The sequence below is a fragment of the Methylobacterium variabile genome (assembly GCF_001043975.1).
Classification (GTDB): Bacteria; Pseudomonadota; Alphaproteobacteria; order Rhizobiales; family Beijerinckiaceae; genus Methylobacterium; species Methylobacterium variabile.
This window is the reverse complement of record NZ_LABY01000143.1, coordinates 22,159-41,958: the sequence shown is the minus strand read 5'-3', so window position 1 is coordinate 41,958 and position 19,800 is coordinate 22,159. Positions and strand designations below refer to the sequence as shown.

22 protein-coding genes and 1 pseudogene are annotated in these 19,800 nt (G+C 66.9%); 1 reads left to right on the top strand and 22 read right to left on the bottom strand.

Going from position 1 to position 19,800, the window contains the following annotated elements; genetic code table 11:
* The 12 genes and pseudogenes from VQ02_RS19975 to VQ02_RS19920 form a co-directional block, all read right to left on the bottom strand.
* Window positions 1-2,193: pseudogene (locus VQ02_RS19975) on the bottom strand (collagen-like protein); the annotation flags it as partial.
* Between the two features lie 7 nt (window positions 2,194-2,200).
* Entirely contained in the window at window positions 2,201-2,863 is a 663-nt protein-coding gene (locus VQ02_RS19970) for a hypothetical protein (protein ID WP_048445956.1), read from the bottom strand.
* Window positions 2,864-2,871: 8 nt separating this feature from the next.
* Complete coding sequence (locus VQ02_RS19965; RefSeq protein WP_048445955.1) at window positions 2,872-3,285, bottom strand: hypothetical protein; 414 nt, start codon at window positions 3,283-3,285, stop codon at window positions 2,872-2,874.
* An 8-nt stretch (window positions 3,286-3,293) separates the two neighbouring features.
* A complete protein-coding gene (locus VQ02_RS19960; protein ID WP_048445954.1) occupies window positions 3,294-4,487 on the bottom strand; it encodes a hypothetical protein in 1,194 nt (397 codons plus the stop codon).
* A 2-nt stretch (window positions 4,488-4,489) separates the two neighbouring features.
* Entirely contained in the window at window positions 4,490-5,500 is a 1,011-nt protein-coding gene (locus tag VQ02_RS19955) for a baseplate wedge 1 family protein (RefSeq protein ID WP_053080462.1), read from the bottom strand.
* Entirely contained in the window at window positions 5,497-6,933 is a 1,437-nt protein-coding gene (locus VQ02_RS19950) for a baseplate J/gp47 family protein (RefSeq protein WP_048445953.1), read from the bottom strand. Before VQ02_RS19950 ends, VQ02_RS19955 begins: the two co-directional genes overlap by 4 nt.
* A gap of 9 nt (window positions 6,934-6,942) precedes the next feature.
* Window positions 6,943-7,293 (bottom strand): contractile injection system sheath initiator, encoded by a 351-nt coding sequence (locus VQ02_RS19945; RefSeq protein ID WP_048445952.1) that lies wholly within the window; start codon window positions 7,291-7,293, stop codon window positions 6,943-6,945.
* The gene (locus VQ02_RS34815) at window positions 7,293-7,970 is read right to left on the bottom strand and encodes a hypothetical protein (protein WP_053080461.1); all 678 of its coding nucleotides are present in this window, start codon (window positions 7,968-7,970) and stop codon (window positions 7,293-7,295) included. Before VQ02_RS34815 ends, VQ02_RS19945 begins: the two co-directional genes overlap by 1 nt.
* The gene (locus tag VQ02_RS19935) at window positions 7,967-8,830 is read right to left on the bottom strand and encodes a baseplate hub protein (protein WP_048445951.1); all 864 of its coding nucleotides are present in this window, start codon (window positions 8,828-8,830) and stop codon (window positions 7,967-7,969) included. The genes VQ02_RS34815 and VQ02_RS19935 overlap by 4 nt, the downstream gene beginning before the upstream one ends.
* A gap of 64 nt (window positions 8,831-8,894) precedes the next feature.
* A complete protein-coding gene (locus VQ02_RS19930; RefSeq protein WP_083469328.1) occupies window positions 8,895-9,635 on the bottom strand; it encodes an antA/AntB antirepressor family protein in 741 nt (246 codons plus the stop codon).
* Window positions 9,636-9,869: 234 nt separating this feature from the next.
* A complete protein-coding gene (locus tag VQ02_RS19925) occupies window positions 9,870-10,187 on the bottom strand; it encodes a phage baseplate plug family protein (protein ID WP_048445950.1) in 318 nt (105 codons plus the stop codon).
* A 5-nt stretch (window positions 10,188-10,192) separates the two neighbouring features.
* Window positions 10,193-10,960, bottom strand: coding sequence for a hypothetical protein (locus tag VQ02_RS19920; protein ID WP_048445949.1), 768 nt, complete (start codon window positions 10,958-10,960; stop codon window positions 10,193-10,195).
* Window positions 10,961-11,013: 53 nt separating this feature from the next.
* Between VQ02_RS19920 and VQ02_RS37345 the strand changes: the two genes are divergently transcribed.
* A complete protein-coding gene (locus VQ02_RS37345; RefSeq protein WP_157080723.1) occupies window positions 11,014-11,421 on the top strand; it encodes a hypothetical protein in 408 nt (135 codons plus the stop codon).
* Window positions 11,422-11,428: 7 nt separating this feature from the next.
* Here VQ02_RS37345 and VQ02_RS39340 read toward each other — a convergent pair whose 3' ends face one another.
* The 10 genes from VQ02_RS39340 to VQ02_RS19870 all read right to left on the bottom strand — a co-directional run bounded on the left by VQ02_RS39340 (window position 11,429) and on the right by VQ02_RS19870 (window position 19,800).
* Window positions 11,429-13,846, bottom strand: a complete 2,418-nt coding sequence (locus VQ02_RS39340; RefSeq protein ID WP_048445948.1) for a phage tail tape measure protein — start codon at window positions 13,844-13,846, stop codon at window positions 11,429-11,431.
* Between the two features lie 245 nt (window positions 13,847-14,091).
* Entirely contained in the window at window positions 14,092-14,214 is a 123-nt protein-coding gene (locus VQ02_RS39795) for a hypothetical protein (protein ID WP_280818954.1), read from the bottom strand.
* 8 nt (window positions 14,215-14,222) lie between these two features.
* A complete protein-coding gene (locus VQ02_RS19910; RefSeq protein ID WP_048445947.1) occupies window positions 14,223-14,705 on the bottom strand; it encodes a hypothetical protein in 483 nt (160 codons plus the stop codon).
* Window positions 14,706-14,715: 10 nt separating this feature from the next.
* Window positions 14,716-15,144 carry a phage tail fiber protein gene (locus VQ02_RS19905; protein WP_048445946.1) on the bottom strand — a complete coding sequence of 143 codons (429 nt, stop codon included), beginning with the start codon at window positions 15,142-15,144 and terminating at the stop codon, window positions 14,716-14,718.
* A 26-nt stretch (window positions 15,145-15,170) separates the two neighbouring features.
* The gene (locus tag VQ02_RS19900; protein ID WP_053080459.1) at window positions 15,171-17,144 is read right to left on the bottom strand and encodes a DUF3383 family protein; all 1,974 of its coding nucleotides are present in this window, start codon (window positions 17,142-17,144) and stop codon (window positions 15,171-15,173) included.
* Window positions 17,145-17,153: 9 nt separating this feature from the next.
* Window positions 17,154-17,879, bottom strand: coding sequence for a phage neck terminator protein (locus tag VQ02_RS34810; RefSeq protein ID WP_053080458.1), 726 nt, complete (start codon window positions 17,877-17,879; stop codon window positions 17,154-17,156).
* A complete protein-coding gene (locus VQ02_RS19885; RefSeq protein WP_048445945.1) occupies window positions 17,876-18,280 on the bottom strand; it encodes a hypothetical protein in 405 nt (134 codons plus the stop codon). The genes VQ02_RS34810 and VQ02_RS19885 overlap by 4 nt, the downstream gene beginning before the upstream one ends.
* A 2-nt stretch (window positions 18,281-18,282) precedes the next feature.
* Window positions 18,283-18,726, bottom strand: coding sequence for a hypothetical protein (locus VQ02_RS19880; protein ID WP_048445944.1), 444 nt, complete (start codon window positions 18,724-18,726; stop codon window positions 18,283-18,285).
* A 1-nt stretch (window position 18,727) separates the two neighbouring features.
* A complete protein-coding gene (locus VQ02_RS19875; protein WP_048445943.1) occupies window positions 18,728-19,165 on the bottom strand; it encodes a DUF4054 domain-containing protein in 438 nt (145 codons plus the stop codon).
* A gap of 2 nt (window positions 19,166-19,167) precedes the next feature.
* Window positions 19,168-19,800, bottom strand: a complete 633-nt coding sequence (locus VQ02_RS19870; RefSeq protein WP_048445942.1) for a hypothetical protein — start codon at window positions 19,798-19,800, stop codon at window positions 19,168-19,170.

The following is a 19,800-nucleotide window of genomic DNA, read 5'->3' as shown; positions in this document are numbered from 1 at the left end:
CTTGCGGATAATCGGCAAGAAAATGTTGTTCGTCTGTACGACAGCTTCCCAGTTTCCGCCGTTGACCTGTGCTTGCCCCTGGTCAGGATGATCACATTCAGAATACGTCTCTACACTGAACATCGAGCCCTGAAAGAGGTATCCTGCGGCGGCCGGACGGGCGCGACTGTCGACGCGGAGTGCAATGCCGTTCGACACCTCAGGCGTTGCATTGCCGTTGATGCGGCTGATCGGGGAGAACCGCCCCTCAATGTAGATCGCCGTTTTCTCATCTAACGTCAAATGAAACAGACCACGGTTCCAGTTGGGGTCTGCGGCGATAATCTCCAGGCCGTTCGGGCCGAAATAGACCTGCGTCCCCGTGACAAAGGACCCTACGCCAGGGATCGTCACATCCTCAGTGATCGTGTACGTGTCTCCGTACGCGCCTTTGCCGACGAATGGCCAATCAGTCTTTCCTTCGGGTGGGAAGTATTTGTTGGTCGCGCCATCTGCAGTTGTCGTTGTAAATCGACGCTCCGTGATCTTTCCATCAGGCGTGATCGTGCCTTGCGGGGTCGGAGACGCGTAGCATTTGTGCCAGATGCCAGGAGAAAGACACCACACCTTGTCCCCCGGTTGCCAAGACACGTTGTTGCCGAGCCCAGTGAAGCTGCCGTTTCCAAGATCAACGCCACCGAACGCGGTGCCGGCACTGATGACGACGTACCAATCGCCGGCACTGCCATTGGCGTTGTTGAGAGCGGGCTGGCGCGTATTTGGGTCCCATGCCCCTTTGAAGGTGCCGCCGCGCACGCGCTTCTTGCGCCACGCTCCGTAGCAGAAATAGGCCTCATCTCCGACTCCCCAATCACCGGCGCCGTCGACGATCGTATTACCGGCGCGAGCGACGATAATTGTGTCGCCTTCTTCGCCCACCCCGGAGATGAGAACGGTGTTACCCGCATCGTCTTTGTTCGTGTTAGCGTCCCATGATTGCATCCGGTACTTAGGCTTGGCGAGTATTTTCTGCCACCCATTGACGCCGCGATAAGCGGTGTCGCCAACATTCAGGCTTCTGATGCTGTCAATGTTCAGACTATCGTGCGCCGAGATGACGACGTAGGCATCACCGACCTGGCCGCTGCCCGAGCTGATGAGCGTGGGGTTGGTCGCCACGTCCCAAGGTCCAAGCACCTTGTAGCGGTAGGAGTTCGCCGGGCCTGCGATCAACTTCGCGCCTGGGTCGATGTAGAGCGTGATCGTCCGATACGCTCCGGTGCTTCGGGCGTAGGCCCGCGCGACCTTGGACAGCGACCACTCCCCGGGCGGGATCGTCGCGCTGACGCTCGTCGCCGGAGAGTAGCTGGTCAGCGCGGTGAGCCACGCCTGCATGGCCGCTGCCGTGTCCGGCGCATTGACGCCGGTCCGGACAGCGACGCGATCCGCCGGATTGGTCAGGTAGTCGTAGGGCGTTGCGGGAAAATCGGCCGCCTTGTCGCTGTACACGCGCGGCGCGGCGCTCCCGGGGGCAGTGCTCGTCGTATCCGTGACGGCGGCCTTCGCGGCCAGCTCGTCGCCGACCGGGTTGCCAGGTGCCGCGACGTCCGCGAGTCGGGCAGGAGTGAGGTAGCGGTTGACCGCGGTGCCCTGCTGCACGTCAGTGGGCAAGGCTGGCGTCGCAAAGCCGCCCGCCGCGAGCATCGGTGTGTCGGCCGCGATGATCCGCGCCTCGCCGAGGGCGACGACGATGTGCCCGTCCGAAACGACCTTGCCGACCTGCTGACGCCAGCCGGAGTCGGGAGGCGTCGGGACCAGTGCGCCACCCGGGCCGACGAACAGCGTGGCGCCGGGGACGAAGCCGTTGGTGGGTCCGAACAAGTCGCCGGCATTCTGGCCCTGCACCTGCGCCCCGGCAGCGCCGCCCGCTGCCGTGACAGCGATCACCTGCTGGCGCTGGCTCGGGTCGGACGGATCGGCCGGCCGGCAGCCGGCCTGCCCGTCGGAGATGAGCGCGGTCCATGGCTGGATGAACACCGTCGCCGTCCGGCTGATGAGCGAGCCGGCGCCGGCAGGGCCTTGCTCGCCTGGCAGGCCGCGCTCGCCCCGTTGGCCGTCCGTGCCGTCCTTGCCCGGAGCTCCGGTAAGGCCGGGCTGACCGGACACGGGCAAGATGATCGGCTCGCCGGCCGATCCGTTCGCGATGAAGGGCATGGATGCCTCAGGGCAGGTAGGCCACGCCGTCCACGTGCTCGAGGTTGCCGAAGTACGCGCTCTTGCGGCGGCCATCGGCGAGGGCGAGCAATTCGTAGACGTACGGGCCCGGCGGGAACCGGGCGGGGCTCATCATGGTGTAGGGGACGATCAGGCTCGGCAGGCCGGTGCCGGCGCCGGGCCTCAGGGTCTGCAGCGTGCCACCGGGCGGCTGCGAGGTGGCCTCGAGCGTCACCACCGGCGACGTCTGGCTCGACCGCACCTGCAGCACGTAGTCGATGCCAGTGTCGTCGATGAGCGGCGCCGACGGCTGGACGCCCCATGCGTCGCCGGCCGCGAATGGCTGGCTGCCGGGGCTCAGCGTCAGGCTCAACCCCCCGACCTGAACAGTGGTGCCGGCCAGGCCGCGACCCAAGATCGTGCCGGCGGGATCGGTCACGCTGAACACCACGAGGGCTCCGGCCTCGACGACCGCGACCACGTGCGGCCCGATGGTGACGTAGGCGCCGACCGCACTGACGGTCAGCGCGCCGTTCCCGGCGTTGCCGGCCCCGGCCACGACCGCGGCCGGCCCGGCCTGGTAGAGCGGAAAAACGTCGGTCCAGTCCTCCGAGGCGGAGGTCCGGATGTCCTGCCGGCGCGGCTGGATCGAGAGGATCCTGGTCGGCATCGCACGCCTCAGGACGCGGCCAGCAGTTCGCCGGCGCGATCGGCGCCGAACATCTTGACGGCTGCCGCGCGCAGGTCGGCAAAGTCGGGGTCGTCCGAGGAGATGTACTGCGCCGTCTCGAACAGCCGCCTCTTGCGGACCGGCTGGGCTGCCAGGGCGGCTTCGATCGCCTCCGCTTCCTGATCGGTGCAGCGCCGAAACAGGTCCGCCTTGCTCGTGATGGTCGGGTTCGCTACGGCGGGAGGCGGAGGCGGGGGGGCGAACGACCCGTCGCTCTGCTGGACGAACCCGGCCTGCACGGCTGGCGGAGCCTTGACGAACTGCATCGCGTCCGCCCCGCAGATCTCCTCCTTTGACAGATGATCCGGGCCGCCCTGCTCGACCGCAACGACGCCGTCCACGACCTTGATGTAATGCGCCATGATGAGCCTCAGATCTTCAGAGCCTGAACTTGCAGCGAAGACCGCGGCGGGGTAGCCGAGCCGGTCTCGGTGTTCTTCCAGATGGTCGTGCGGATCCGGTAAGTCTTGCTCTTGTCGATGCTGCGGAACGCCGATCGGTTGAGCTGGATCGTGATCTGACCGTCGGGCTTGGTTGCCTCGGACCATTCCAGCCGCTGCCAGGATCCGCCGGCCTCGGACAGCCAGATGTTCACCTGGTAGCCGGCAGCCGTGGTGGGGGCGTCCTGCCCAACCGACACGGTGGTCGTGGCGAAGATGTTGATGTAGCCCGCAGGGAGGTTGACCTCGCCGATGATGGTGTTCGACTCTGCACCGGCCCCCGTGTCACGAATGACGTCTGGCACAGCCCCGAAGTTGGAGTAGAAAAAACCAGTTCCGATGACCTGGGATAGCGTGTTGTAGATTGTTACGTTGTTTGCGATGCTATTGTTGATGATGGCGACGACTTCCGAAGTGCGCAGACCGAGGCACCGCATCACGCCATTGAGATACACGGCGAGAAAGGGCTGGCCCGCCGGCCCGTCGCCGGCCTGCATGTCGCCGCCATCGCTGCGCTTCAGGGGCACGGCGGCGAAGCTTCCCAGCCTGACCGTCGCCGGGCCGGTGATCGCGACGTTCGGAATGATCTCGAAGATCTGGAAGTTCTGGAGCGAGTTGAGGCCCGGCGTGGGGTCCTGCACGACGATCTGGTTGGCAACGGTGCTGACATCGCTGCCCGCCCGCACCAGGGCGGTCGAGGGCACGGTGGCGTCGGTCATCACCGCGCGCCAGTTGGCGGCCGTGCCGCCGTCCGGGTTGGTCGAGTTGTTGTCGACGGTGCTGATCCAGGCGAGGCCGGGCGTGGTCGAGGCGAGCAGCGCACCGCGCGGGTAGCCGCCGATCGCGCCAGCGAAGGCCCCGTCCCAGACGTTGAGGGCCCCGGCCGCCTGCCAGCGACACCACTGGGTGATCTGTTTGAACAGGCCGTTCAAGTCCTGGCCGTACGGCGGGATGCCTCCGCTCCCGACCGGCAGGAAGTTGAGCGGCGGGAAGCCGGTCTCGAGCGACGCCGCGCCGTTGGCGATGCCGACCTGCGAGGCCTGCGGGATCGATCGGATGTAGCCGGACCCGGCAGCGTTCGCGAACGGGATCGGGAATTTATCGGGGGCCTGGGACTGCTGCATGGCTACCTCGGGAGGATGATGACGGAGGCCGCCACGCCGGTCGGCGTCGGCAGGACGCCGCTCTGCTGGACGATCGCGAGCTCGACCGGGGTCAGGGCGAACTCGAACGTGTAGGTCATGGCCGCGTAGGGGTTCGCCTGGCCGGCGTAGAACGGCGCGCACTCGGCGCTGAGCGAGGGCGACGGACTGCCGTTCGCAGCCCCGCTGTAGAGCGGCGCGGTGTTCAGGCCCTCGTCGCCCGGCTGGGCCTCGGCGAAGCCGATGTAGGGACCAGGGTAGTCGACGAGCGTGTTGAGACCGCGGACGTAGTTCGGGCGGACGGAGGCAGCCTCGGCGAAACCGAAGTAGGGGTCCGGCACCCGCTCGGTGACGTAGGCGCTGCCGCGCCCCGCGAAGATCCGCATCAGGATGGCATTGATGGCCGGGATCGAGCCGTCGCAGATGTTCGCCGCTGCCTTGGCGTAGATCAGCCGGCGGTACGCCTCGTCGCCGAGCCGGAAGTTCTCCGTCGTGACTGCGCCGTCGTAGAACGGGCCGTACTGCGCCGCCGTCTCGGCCGTGGCCTGCTGCTGCGGCGAGGCGGGCAGGAACGTGCCGTAGCCGTAGGACTTCGACCCGGGTTGAGCCTCCGCGAAGCCCAAGCAGTCGCCGAAGCTCAGCAAGGCGTCGTTGAGGCTGGCGATCGCGCCGTCGCCCTGGATCACCGCCTCGGCGAACCCGAAGAACCGACCGCTCACGACCTTGAGAACGCGGTTGACCCCGACGATCCGGCCCCACACGTCGAGGCCGTACCCTTCCGCCGTGTCGAGGTTCCAGATCCGCTGGTAGAAGTCGTCGAAGTTGGGCCGCTGGTCGAGGGCGGCCGCGCCGCCGCCGATGATCCCGGTCAGGATCGGGCTGTTGGCGAACTGGCTGAGGACGGTCGTCCAGTAGTCGAGCTGCTCCGTGACCGGCAGCTGGCCGCCAGGAGCCGTGCTCCGGTTGTGCTCCGGAGGGTAGGCGGGCCCGGTCATACCAGCGTCACGACGATGTCGGCGGCCGACAGGCTCGGGACTTGGTCGATGCCGACCGGCACCCGGAACTGGTCAGGGCGCGCCGCGTAGAGCCGGCGGCCGGCGATCGCCCGGTTGAGCGTGGTGAGCGTGTATGTCCCGGTGCCCCCGGCGCCGGTGGCGAACGACGCAACGCGCGATCCCGGCAACACCAGGCCGTTGTCGTCGAGGATCGTCTGACCCACCTCAAGCGCGCCGTCCCCCGCGCCGGCAACCTGCAGGGCAGTCCCGTCGATCGCCCCCACGAAGGTCGCGGCCGGCGCGGTCGAGGCGCCGATGCGCAGCGACACGATCCGAGCCCAAGGCCCGAGGGCCTGCACCGGGTCGTAGTAGCGGCTCGCCAGGAGTTCGGCGCCGATCCGGGCACGTGGCCCGCCGTCCTCGCCGGCGAATGCGCCGATGAGCGCGGCCCGCACCTGCTGCGTGGCGTCGGCCGGTACGAGGGCCGAGTTCTTGATCTCGACCGCGAACAGGACTGGCAGGGGCCGTGCGAAATCGAAATGCACCTCGTAGGCCGGGTAGGGCGGGCTGTAGCCGGAGGCGGTGTCGAGCACCGTGACGGTCGTGCTGCCGCTCGTGGCACAGCCCGGCATCTTGCGCGTCCAGATCGCGCGGGCGACCGCGTCGGCCTCGCCACCGGCGACCGAGACGTAGATGCTGGAGCCGGAGAGGGTGTAGCCGCCGATCGTGGCCGGAAAGTTCGAGTCGTTCTGGACCACGAAGGCGTCGAGCACGCCGTCCACGCTCAGCACCGCGCCGCGCACTGCCGGCAGCGAGCCCAGGGCGTTGAGCGCGACGGACTGCCGTCGCCGGATCTCGAAATCCGCCCGGCCCTCGACCGCCGCGCCGAGCACGCCGTCCTGCGGGTTCGTGATCGTGTCCCAGCCTGGAATGGCCTGGTAGATCGTCGAGAGACTGCCGGCCGGGCAGGCGATCGGGCCGGGCGTCGCACAGGCGAAGGGCAGCGTGATGGCGCCCGAGGGCCCGATCGTGCCGCTCTGCTGGCAGATGTAGAGGTTGTCGTCGTCGGCTCGGGCCAGCGCGCCGGCCGGGATCGCGACGCCCTCAAGCCCGATGCAGACCGCCTGCACCACAGTCGGCTGGGCCGGGCGGCGCTCCAGGAAGTAGATGCGGCCGATGGCGTCCTGCATCCGGCCCTGCGCGTAGGCCGGGTCCGTCTGTGAGACGTAGAACAGGAACAAGTCGTTGATGTTGCCGACCAAGGCCGCGAGGCTCGTCGCGAACTGGCCCTGCGGGGTTTTCGGGCCCGGGTTGAGCCCGCCGCCGAACGCCGCCTGCAGGTCGGCCATGGCGCCCGCATACAAGGCGCTCTCGGCCGGCGCGACATAGCCGGTCGGCCCGAGGGTCGGGCGCGGGATCGCGGTGCTTGACATGGATGCTCGTCAGAAGGACGCGGCGGAGAGGGCGCCTGTGCGGTCGGTGATCTGGACCTGTCCGGACAAGCGGCGACCCTCGAACCGGGTGAAGAAGGCCTGTGCCTGGACCACGCCCGGGACGGTCAGCGCGGCCGCCTCGAGGTAGGCGCGCACCAGGGAGAGCGGGACCTGCTGCCCCAAGATCTGGTCGCGGTAGGGCACGCCGTCGGCGGTGTTGTAGTAGACCTCGCCCTGGTAGGTGCGGATCGCGCAGGCGGCATCCTGCGCCATCGCGTAGGGGTTCGACGCGACGGCGATGCTGCCGGAGGTGTCGAGGGCAAGGTCCCAGGTCACGGTGTCGAGAAGGAGCGAGCGCATCAGGTGCCCGGGCTCGGCTTGTCGGTCGAGGGGTGTTTGTGGCCGGAAACCGTCACGGACGATTTACCCTTGGCCTTGGCGGTGATCTCGCCGGGCGCCTTGATGGCGCCGTCACGGTCGATCACGACACCGTTCAGGCTCCAGCCATCCTTGCCGCCGACCAGTGTGTTGCCGTTGCGATCCTGGATCTCGACCCCGTCGTCCTTGAAATGGATCCACTGCTTCGGCTTGTCAGCCTTGCGCGGGAGCGGGCCGTGGTAGACGGCATCCGACATCGAGCCGCGGCGCTTCGAGCCCGGGTTCGCCTCGCCCCAGTCGTTGGCCTGCGCCGAGGAGTGGTCGCGGTCGAGAACCGAGAAGGTGCCGACGTCGCCCACCTTCGGGTCGTTGATGATGACGCTGTCGCCCGACATGTTGCGGGTGACGGGGATGCCGTAGACCGTGCCGTGCGACCGGCTCTTGCCGGCCCCGTCCATCTGCTTGACCAGCGGCTGCACATCGACCGTGGGCGGGCTGTCGCGCCCGCCCCCGTGCACCGCGACGATCTTGCCGACGAAGTGGGTGCGGTGTTGAGCCTGCGCCTGATCAGACAGGTATCGATGCTGGTTGAGGAGCGAGTTGCCGTCCGTCAGACTGAGCTGGGAGGCGACGTCCTTGTCGTCGCTGTCGCCGCTCATGATGAAGGCCCCATGATCCGGTTGAGGGTCAACGTCGTAAACCACTTGCCCTTCGGGACTTCGGCCTCAAGAGCGTAATCCAGGTTGATGATCGACCACGAGCCGCATGCTGGCTTCAGGTCGGACTGCACCTCGACCTGCCGACCGTACTGGATCGCCGGGTTGAACAGCGTCGTCACGTCGATCCCTGCTTGGGTATAGGCCGGGTATCCGACCATCCCCGTCTGCGGGGAGATCACGACCGACTGACCCTTCCGCGTCTTGCCGGCAGGCCAGATCGCCAGCGTGCCGTTGTCGATGATCCAGCTGATGCCGGCGGCGCGAGCAAGCTCGTGAGCCTGCTGGCGAGCGGAGCCGGGGAAGTAGGGGTTGACGATCTTCGTGTCGACGCCGTTGTTCTCGAACTTCAGTTCCGCCTTCTTGGCGATCTGCTCCATGGTCTTGGCGACATCGGTCGCCCCCTTTTGACTCGTGACGTCAACGGGCTTCACCGCGGCGAACAGGCCCGCAAGTGCCGACACCCGCAAGCAAGTCTCAGGCATCGCCCGCATGTCGGCGAATGCCACGTTGATATTGCCCTCGAACACCATCGCCGGCTGCTGCCCTTCCTCGTAGGCCTTCAGCGTGATGACGTTCTTCGAGAAGAGGTTGAACTGCGTGCCCAGCGTGGTCAGCTGGTTCATCACGCTCAGCGGCAGCCCGTAGATCGCGCATTCCAGCTGCGCCATGTCGGCACCGCCGGGCTTGCGGATCAGGGCGACGACGCGGTGGCCCTTGATGTCGGCCTTGTTGCCGCCCGCGGCGTAGGAGCCGGAGGCGAGCGAGATCGAAACGTCGATGCACTTGCGGCTGAAGGTCATCGGACCTCAGAAATTCTAGGGCGGGGCGGCATCGCCGCCCCTGCCTTGCGTGTGAGTGCGCGCGTCAGACGAGCCGCAGCACGCCCTGGCCGCGCCGCTCGGCGACTTTCTGCTCGATCTCGGCCTTGCCGCCCTCCATCAGCCACTCGCGGCTGACCATCGGGTCGAACACGTAGGCCTGCCGGCTGCCGAGGCTGGCGAGCCGCACGACGACGCCCTTGGTGGCGTGGAAGCGGTAGAGTCGGCTCGACACCCACCGGGGCAACCCGCGCAGCCCTTTGCGCGCCGTGACGCCGGCCATCTCGATCACCTGCCCGGCGCTGACACCCTGGATGACCGCGTTGTGGCCGGTCGCGACCTGCTCGCGAACGAGGGCCGGCACGACCTCGGACAGCTGGCGCGCCACGATGCGCTTCACCATGCCGCCGAGCGCGTTCATGTCGATCGCCGCGGCCTCGTGGGCTCGCTTCTCGACCTCAATGAAGTAGCGCCGGGTGGCCCGGCCGCGCTCGTTATTCTCGACCATGGCGAGCTCCTTCGCCATGTCGAGGGTCAGGTGGTATTCGACAGACCGGCGGTCGCCACCGCGTCCGGATTGGTCCCCCCGATTGGGGGAATCGATCACCACGTAGTCGACGTGCTCGGCGAAGCCGTACTGCGCAATGCGCTTCTTGATCCAGGTGGTGAAGTCGCGCCCGACGCCCAAGCACGCATGCAGCTCGCGCGCATCGGCGGTCTGGACGAGGCCTGCGCCGATCACGCCTTCTCGCACCGCAGGGAACGGGGTATTCGTGCTGTCGCTCATCGATGTCTCTCCATCGATCGGGAAGTTGCCCAGGCTGGTAACCAGGGCGGCGAACGGGCGGCGGGGCTTGCTTTTCCAGGGCTGGGCCCCGCCGCCGACCTCCTTGCGGAGGATCGGAGAGCTGCAACCTAGCACCCCGGTGTCGCGGGCGCCTTACGCGGTCTCATTTCTCAAATGACTTGTGACAAATTTGTCATACGCCAGCGCATTCTGCTGACAAATCGTTAAAATTCGTCAAGAAATTTGGCTGTTTGCGAGTTCGCCGGCCTCGATGTAAGCCAGCCCGAACCGGATCCCCAGCCCCTCGTAGGTCGGGTCGTCCGTGCCCTGCGTGTCGACGAAACACAGGTCGCCGACGAAGCCGATGTAGCGGCTGCGCACGATGAGGTTCCGGTCCTGGCACAGGGCGCCTGCGAGCAGCAGGACGTTGGACACGTAGAGGTCGAGGTGCAGCCCGTAGGCCTTCTGGTAGACGTCGATCTGCGCCAGTTGGTCGGCGAGCGTCGCCATCACCGTCTGGGACGGCACGGGCCGCAGGGGGATGATCTGCATCTTGATTACGCGATCGGATCACCAAGCCCGGCGGTCGGGAAGTCGCCAAGGCCTGAGGGGCCAACGGTCGTGTCAGGGATAGGCGCAGTAGTGAACGAGCCGTTCGGCACACCGGCGGCACCCGGGCTGTTGGGATTGAAGGTGCTTGCGAAGCCATTGGCCCCGAAACTCGTGTCGTTAATCGTTCCTGGAGAAGCAGGCTGCACGGTACCCCCATTCTCCTGGCCCGCACCGCTCGGCGTCGCGGTCGAAGATCCCGATCCACCCGTGCTCGGCGAAGTCTGGCGGATCTCCTGGCACCAGACGGCGACGATGAGCAGGCCCGCGCCGGCCTGGGCGGTGCGGCGGTAGTCGAGGTGCACGATGTTGACGTCCCGGTAGACCGTCTCGGGCGTGACCGCGTCGTAGAGGTTCAGGTCGCCGGCGATGGCACGCAGGGAGTTGAGCAGCGCCGCGCGGCGAGCCTCGGTGCCTCCGGCCGTGAAGATCAGCCGGACGTCGAAGGGGATTGCGACCTTGTTGAAGGACTCGAAGGAGCCGCGCTCCAGGGGGTGGTCGGAGACCGCGAAGTCCACCTTGTGATCGAAGGCCAGGACGCTCTCGCAGGCTACGACGGAGCGGCCTTGGCGATAGAGACCCCACTGCGGAGCGCCGCCGTTGCCGCCGAAGAGCGGACCGATGCCGATCGCGTCGGCGGCCGCCAGGATGATGTCGCCCCCCGAGCCAGGGGCGAAGGTGACGGGCGGGACGCCGTCGACATCTGGAACGTTCACGGGGAAGGGCACAGATATGTACGCCTCAGACTTGTCCACATAGAGGAGTGACTATGAGAGCCGCCATCGCCACCGTACTGTCATTTGCAACTTGGACTGCGGCTGCGTCCGAGATCCCGCTGGGTTTTCGTGGTGTGTGGGGAACCTATACTTCTTGCCCGGCTTCTGCTTGGCGAGGGGTTGGTCAGAACGATGACGATCGGGTAGTTCAGATAACAGCAAAATCCTTTCTCGCATTTGAGTCGGGCTGCGACGTGCGTAGCGTCAAGGCTGCAAAAATCTTCAGGAACCAATGGGGCAAAATTATTAGCCCCACCGAGCTTACTTTTACCTGTTCAGGAGAAGGGCTGACCGAGAGAGTTCGAGAGCTTTGGGATATAAATTCTACTATCGAGTCAGATATTTTATCCGTACAAGATGCAAAGACGCGCAAAATAACTACTTACTACAGATGCAAGTAGTTAAAACCTAAGCCTGTCCTGTCGTAGCCGCCGCGACAAACGACCGCCGCTTCAGTGCCTCCTCCATGTCCCGCGCGATACCGCCCGCATCCGTCGCCGCCGTCTGCACCGTGACGCTGCCGATGCGGGTGCTGTTCGTCGTGGTCGTGCTCGACCGATTGTCGTTCATCTGCCGGCCGATCTGGGCCGCTTGGGCATTACGCGCTTGGTTGACCGACGCCACGGCAGCCGGCGATCCACGCCACAACCGAGCGGAAGGTGATCGCGGCGCATCTTGCCCCATGCCCTGCGAGTTCGCACCCGGGAACATCTGTCGCTGCTCACGGGTGAGGCCTTCAGCCCACGATCCGCCACCCATGCCCACGCGGTGGCCGCCGAGGTCGAAGTGCATCGTGTCCAGCGCGCCGTACTTTCCGGCTGGGCCGCCGAAGTAACCCCCCCATCGCAAGGCCTTGGCCAGTTCTGGGTACTTCTGCATCTGGTAGCGGCGGGCCGCCTGCGCGAATTGTTCGTATTGCCGAAATGTCGAGGCGTCTTGATAGTTGCCCAGTTTCCGTCCTTGCGGGTCGTAGATCGCCACATCAGATGCAAGACCCTGGCCGTGAAATCGACGATCACCAGGCCGTAGTCCTGAAACGATTTTGGCGGTGTATCCTTCAGGCAGGCTTTTCTTGGCGTTCTCGATAATGTCCGTCAATCGAGCGTCGACACCATCGTTTCGGGCTGCGGGCGCGGGGGCGTCAGCCTGCGGCCCCTTCCGCGTGATTCCCTGCCAATCGCCAATCCCCGCCTTCGCGGCCCCGTGCCACGGCCTCCAGCCGCCCCTGGCTGCCTCGCGCATCGCGAAATCGGTCTGCTCTTTCCAGGTCTTCGGATCGCGGACATCAATTCCTTCGGCCAAGGCCTTGTTTCCGAGTCCGCCGCCAGTGAACAGCTGCCAGTCACCATGCGACCGACCCTGGTCGCCCGTGTACTTGTTGAAGCCCTCACTCTGCGCGACGCGAAGCGCAACATCGGGGTCAATGCCGTTGCGGACAGCAGCCTCGCGGATGTACTTTGCTCGCTCCTCGCGGGAGGCGATGTGACCGTCTCCGGTGCCAGGCGCGATGGGCAGGGTGCTAACGGGTCCGCTTCCAGCGGCTGCTCCCGCGCCCCCGCCGGCCGCCCCAGGAGCCGCACCAGCGTCGCCACCCCCGAACAGTTTCCTCTTGCCCCAGTTCCAGCCGCGCTTCACGGCATCCCACATCCCACCGGGCGCAGCGCCGGACGCCTCGTCGTCCCAGTGCTTCTGCAGGCCAGGCTTCTCGGCGTTCGGCGTGCTCCTGTCGGCGCCAATGGTACCGCCGACGGCGAGCCCCCCGATGATGGCGCCCAGCAAGCCGCTGCTGCCGGCCAGGGCACCGCCAGCCGCTACGCGCCCGCCGGTCAGCAGCAGACGCATCGTGCCGAGCACCCGCAGGAACGCGATGGCCTTCGAGCCCAGCCACAGCGCAAACAGCGCCTCGGTGATTCGCACCAGGGTCAGGGTCTCGCTCCCGGCGATCCCCATCTGGCTCGCAAATTCCTTCAGGAACGGGACGACGTTGCTCTGCACCCACTCCTTGATCGCCCGAACGACCGCCTGCACGTCCTTCAGGAGCTGCACCAGCACCGGGGAGATCGCCGTCAGGATCGTGCGCCCGAAGCTCTCGACCTCCTGCGTCAGCGTGCGGTAGGCGGTCTGAAGCTCCTGCGCGGCCGCGGTGTCCTTGCTCGTCGCGATGCCGAGCTTTTCGCTCTCCTGGATCGCCTTGCGCAGCGCGGCGCCGCCCTTGACCAGCAGCGCGATCGTGCCTTCGTCGAACCCGAGATTCTTCCCATAGTAGGTCGCGCTGGCGATACCCTGCTGCTCGGCCACCGCCTTCAGGTTGTCGGCGAGGTCGGCCAGGCCATCCACGTTCTTCTTGTTGAGGTCGATCGTCTTGCCGCCGGCAGCCTGGAGCCGGGCCAGGAACGGCAGGATCGACGAGTCGCCGGTCGTGCGGATCCGCTCGACCTGCTCGGACCAGGACTGGAATGACCGGACCGCGGCCTGCGCATCGCCGCCGGAGCGCTCGACCGCCTTCGACATGGCGGAGATCAGCTCCGGCGCCCGGCCGATGCTGGTGGCCAGGCGGCCGAGCGCGGCGTCGGCGTTCGTGACCTCAGACACGAACCCGGACAGGCTGCGGCCGGTGGTGACGAGCGCGAACAGCTTGACGAAGTTCCGGAACAGCCGGTCGACGCTGGCCGCCGCCTTCTCGGCTGCCGTCTCGATGCCCTGGCCATCCTTGACCACGGCCTCGCGGGTCTTGCGGAACGAGGTGACCGTCTCGCGCTGGCCCTTGACGAAGTCCTTCGGATCAAGGCCCATTTCGAAGACGAAACGGTCAAGCACCAGCACCATTAGATTTTAACCCCTATCGGCGAGGCGGACATGGAACTCAGCCTGAAACCTTCGTGCCCGAAATGCGGCCCAACCATTTTGGTCGTCCCCGACGACCCCAAACCGGACGACGCCGTTACCTGCCAGTCTTGCGGAGAAGACTTGTGCTCTTACGCGGCCTTGGAGGATAAAATTGAGAAATTTCGAGCGCTCGGACGTGAGTTCTTCCGAAACGCTCTAAAACCCTGAAATGGGTTCGCTAAGGACTATTCCTTCTGCGCCGCGCGCTCATTGTGCGCGTCGATCTGGATCACTTCGAGCAGATCGTGAGCGTCCTTGATGCCGTACACGGTTTGCAACTCGTGCAGCGTCGCGCGCCCGGACGACACGATGACCGCTATCGTGCGGGAGAGGTTCGGGTAATTCTTCCAGCCCCGGACGGGCCCGGCGTCTCCGACGTCGACATCGACGGGGCGCCGGGCAGCGAAAAACCCACGTGGAGCTGCAAGATCTCCCTGCGCAGGAAGAGGCGCGTCTGGACCTCCTCGATGTCGTCCTCGACCAGCGGCCGGACCACGTTCGGGTTCTGCCGGTCCGGGCAGGCCTGCACGCAGGTGAACATCTCGTCCATCAGCGGCTTCACGTCGGCGTGCTTCAGGCCGGTCAGGGCCTGAACCCCCATCACGGCGAGACCGGCCATGCCGGCCCCCTCGAGGTCGTCCGGGATCTCGGCGCCGGCCGCGGTCAGCGCCAGGAGCGCCCGCATCGCCCAGTCCTCGGCCTGCGTCGCCGGCATCTCCCGGATCAGGAAGACCTTGCCGCCGTCGCGGTTGTTCGGGTCGGTCGACGGAATGGTGACCCGCGTCTCACGCCGCGCCATCGCCGCGCCCTCAGACTGGCGCCGGGAGCACGCGCTCCCAGCGGATCGTGAACTTGCGCGGCTGGAGCACCTTCTTGGCGTCCGGCAAGACGGGAGCCGAGATCAGGAACCCCTTCGTCATGGCGTACTTCCGGCCGGTGCCCTGCAGGAAGATGGTGCCGAACGCCGTGTACTTGTCACGGATCACCCGCTCGGCGTTCGCCCAAGAGTCGAAGAAATTCGTGCTCGGCGAGTCGGCCATCAGCGTGATGCCCATCGAAACCGGGGTGTAGACGAAGCCGCCGGACAGGAAGCCGTCGACACCCATCATCGTTTCGCCGATCTCCTGGACTTCGGTATCGAACGCATCGTCGGTCGCGAAGCCCTGGATTTGCTGCGGCGAGGAGAAGACGTTGTTGACGCCGAGCATCAGGACGGCATTGGCGGACGTGATCGACATGTCTCGTGCTCCTTACGATCTGGCGATCACTGGATGAGGATGCTGGCGAGGGTCAGCGCCTGGATGGACTGACCGTCCATGTACCAGAGCCGGCACGGCGGGCTGGCGCGGCCCTGGCGGACCTGCGGCGCGGCGTCGAGGATCTGCGCGTACCAGCCGCGTTGGAACAGCGTGTCGGCGATGTCGAGGCCGGCCTGGCTCTTGATCTGCGCCTTCTGGAGGTTCGACAGCGGAATGCCGGCGCGGATCGATCCGAAGTTGATCGCCTCTTGGATCGGGTCAAGCCACGCGGCCTCGACCATGGCATACCCTTCGACGTTGTACGGAATGCTGTTGGTCTGGACGAGCAGGTTCATCATTGCCAGCTGGAGCTGGTTGTTCAGCCGGATCTGATTGACGTAGCTGTCGATCCACTGGAACTTGCCAGAGATCGTGCCCCGGTTGAAGAAGACGAACCCCTGGTTTGCCGTCGCGTAGGCACCATAGAAATTGTACCCGTTGCCGTAGCTCCCCGCGACCTGCGGATCACCGGCGAGGTTGGAGGCGATCCGCGCATTACTGACGCCGGCGACGAGGCCGGATTGCTGCCGGAACGCCAGGGTGGTGCGCCCATTGCGTGCCGCGAAATCGATCGATGCGATGGCGCCGCAGACGAACGGGGCGTGGCCGAGATCACTCGGCTCGTAGACCAGGCAGGTGCCCGACAGCCCGGACTGCTGAAGCAGGTAGCCCAGGCTGGTCGTCGCCGGCAGGGTGACGGTCGGGCTCGCATCGCGGTCCCAGCACACGTAGGCGTAGCGGTTGTTCTTGGAGTTGGTCCAGGTCGCGAACAGCATCCTCTGCGTGGTCGCGCCGGAGCCGCCGTCCGGGTCGAACAGCGTCGCGAACGATACCCAGTTCTGGGTGAGGTCGGTGATCCCCTCCATGAAGGCACCGGGCGTGGTCGCATCCGCTCCGAGCGAGATCACCGCACCCGCGCCCTGGGTCAGCATCAGGGACGCCGCCAGCGAGCCGGCGGCGTAGCCGATCGACGAGGCCCCGCCGGTGATGCCGGAGGTGATCTGGAGCCCGCCCGAGATCGCGTCGTAGCTGACCGCGATCGGCGTGGCGGCGGCCGTCAGCGTGCCGCTAGAGACCGTCTGCGAGGGCGAGACGTAGTAGGTGCCGGCCAGGCCCGCGCCGGTGCCGAGCCCGGTGATGCGCGTCCCGGCCGAGACGCCGGCGCCGGTCAAGGTCTGGCCGACCGACAGGCTGCCCGACGAGACCGCCGAGACGGTAAGCACGCCGTAGGCTGCCGAGAGGCTGGCGTTCGGCACCACTTGCGCGGCACTGACGGCGTAGGTGCCGGGGCCGCCGGGCAAGCCGGAAAGCTGTGAGGTGACCGTGGTGCCGGCCGCGACGCCCGAGCCCGTGAGGACGGCGCCGGGCACCAGCGTACCGGACATGACCGCATTCACGGTCATCACGTTGCCGGCGATCGACGCCGTGATGGCGGCTGTGGCGGGTGCGATGGCGCCCGTGACCGAGGCGGCGACCGGCTGCGAGGCATTCAGCGCCTGCTGGATCAGCGCGGCCGCGGCCGAGTAGCTGGTGGCGCCCGAGAGATTGAGGCCCGACGCGGTGTGCGGGTAGCCGTCGACCACCACCGACAGGTCGCCCTGCATCGCCTGGATCTGGGCGACGGTCAGCGTGTTGACCGGGCCGCCGATCAGGTAGGCCGGTGCCGCCGCGGCGGTGAACCGCGCGAACAGCAGCGAGTCCGGCTTCTGGGTCGAGGTGTCGAAGCCGAGGAAGTAGATGTCCGCCCAGGCCGCCTCCTGCGAGCCCGGCCCGAAATAGTCCTCGACCGACGAGCCGTCGTTCGGGAAGTCGAGTACGGTCCCGATCGGTACGCGCGGATTCAAGGTCAGGAACAGGCCGTTGAACGCGAGGGGGTTGCCGCCGGCGTTGAGGACCTGCGGCAGGACGCGGACAATCTGGTCCGCCGGGATGGAGGCCATGGGTTTTCCTCAGGCAGCGAAGAACAGGTCGACGGGGATCCGATCCACATCGAGGCGGTCGGCGTATTGCTGCGGGAGCAGCAGGGTCTGGTCGGCCTGCAGGTGGGCCTCGACCACGTAGCGGGACTCGTACTGGCCCTCGGCGTTGACGAAGGGCACCTGCTTCGGGTCGTCGGCGTGCAGCGGCGTGATCGGCAGGCCGCTCGCACGCAGCATGTCCACCCCGGAGAGGTCGCGCAGCACCGTAGCGATGGCCTGCGCGGTGTCCGATGCCCGGGAGAGGTCGTCGCTGTGCACGTCGAGTTGCATCACGACCCGGGTGGCTTGGCGCAGCGCGCGAGCGCCGGCGGCGAGAGGGCGGGAGGCGAACACGACGGGCGCCGAGAGGGTGGCGGTGCCGTCGCCGTTGAGGGCGACGATGATGGGGTCCGGGTTGATGCCGGTTCCGTAGAGCGGCCGGCCGGCTTCAAGCGTGCCGTGCGTGACCCGCTCGACGGTCAGGACCGTGCCGCTCGCCGAGCCGACCAGCGTGCAGTCGGCCCAGGTCACCACGTTGGTCGAGATGCGGTCGCGGCGCAGGATCGTCATGACGACGTAGTCCGCAGCCTGCGGCGCGGTGACGTTGTTGTCCTGACCCTGCACCACCTCGGCGCCCTCGGGGACGAGCCGGAGCAGGACCGCCCGGAGGACCGTGAAGATGTCGTCCTGGCTCGGGGTGACGGCGACGGGGATCATGCGGTGTAGGAATTCTGCAAGGTGATGGCGCACTTGCGCCACTCGTGGCCCCATACTTCAAGCACCGCCGAGATGATCCAGCGCGTGCCCTGGTCGTCCTCAGGCATCACGCCGGCCTCGAACACGATCTGATCGCCGCCCTTCTTGTCGACGCGGATCATCGCCTCGACCTCAGCCGAGATGTAGATGACCCGGTGGACGCCCTGGATGTTCAGGGCTTCGAGCTTCTGAATGTCTCCGTTCGACGCGGTCTGCACCTGCACTCGCACAGGCAAGTCGGCATAGGTCGGGATACGGGTGCCGCTCGGGCTCGTCGTGTAACCAGTCGAGCGCTTGATCGTGGCCGATACATTCGGGTTGACACGTGACGTATACCGGTTCGCGATGCTGCGCAGGTTCATCGTCACTCGACCACGTAATCCACGCTGTTAATCATTACCGACGAGTCGATCAGCGGCTTGTCGAAGCCCTTCCGCGCGATCGTCTTCGGGCTCAGCGGCGGCGAGGTCAGGTCTAGGATGCTCTGCTGGAGCTGGCCCTTGATGCCCTCGCCCATCAGGCCGAGCGCGGCCTTGGGGTCGTAGTTCGTCGTTTTGAGCGTCGCGGCGAGCGAGGTTGGCCAGCCCGACGACTTGTCAGCGATCATCGAACGAAAAAACGGCCGCGGCGGCTGGTTGTTGGCCGGCGCGCCGAACTCGTCGATCGCGGCCACCATGGCGACCGAGGTGCCGTCGGGATAAGAGGCCCCCTCCAGGAACCCGACCGAGAGGGTGGGGCTGTCCCCGAGCTTCGCGGCGAGCTCGCCCAGGCGCCGCTCGAGCGCCATGCCGCCCTTGACGGTGACCATGCTACCAGCCGCCTCGACCGTAGTGGGTGCAGCCGCGCCGCGGGCCCGGGACATAGCGGGCCATGCGCAGGTTCGCCGTAGCCGACCAGAAATTCAGACCGTAAGGCGTCATCTGGAACCACGCGGCCAAAGACCCCTCGTTCGGCATCTCGGCCGCCGTGACGCTCACCGAGCCTTCGGTGGCGCTGGTGATGCGCCCGACGATGCCGCCCTGCGCCTGCCCGTCCGCGCCCGCCCCGTTCAGGGCTGCGATGTGCGCGACCAGCATGTTGAGCAGCATCAGCTGCTGCGCCGGTTCACGCACCGGCCCGGTGCCGTCGTTGCGCAGGTACAGGGTCGCTTCGGTGAAGTAGTCCTGCGCCTGTGGCTCCGTCACGGCACCGAACTCGGGGTAGCGCCGCTGCCACGCCGTGAAGTCGAAGGTGGCGATGGCGCCCATGGTCAGGCCGCGGCCTTCAGCTTCTCGGCCTCGACAATCAGCGTCTTGCGACCCCAGCGCCGATCGACGACCACGCCGCGATCGCGCAGGTAGGCGCGGAGCTCGTCGTCGCTGAGCTTGTCGAGCTCGGCGTCGGGGGCCGGCTCATCGCCGTCGCCGCCGCCCTGGCCGGCCGTGGCCTGCTGCTCGGCCGCGGCCTTGGCTGCGCGATCCGCCTCCGCCTGCGCCTCCTCGGCAGCGCGCGCCGCGGCATCGGCTGCCAGCTGCGCCTGCTTCTCCGCCAGCCGCTGGGCCTCGGCGTTCGCCTTCTCGCGCTCCTCCTCGGCGGTGAGCTGCGGCGCCTCGGGGGCGTCCTCGCCGCCCTTGGCCTCGAACAGGGTGCCGGAGGCGTAGAGGTCGGAATGGCCGTTCAGGGCCTTCCACTTCTCCCAGTGCTCGGCCGGGATCTTGGTGTAGCCCGGGAGCGAGCCGTTGCCGGGCTCGCCGTTGTGCTGCCCGCTGCCGGCGAGGTCGTAGATCGCGATCTCGCGCAGCTGCGGCTCGTCGAGGCCCGGAGTCTTGAACCACTCGGACACCCGGAGCCGGATGCCGGGCGCGTGCCTGCAGCCGATGGTGATCAGGTTCGTGTCGTCCAT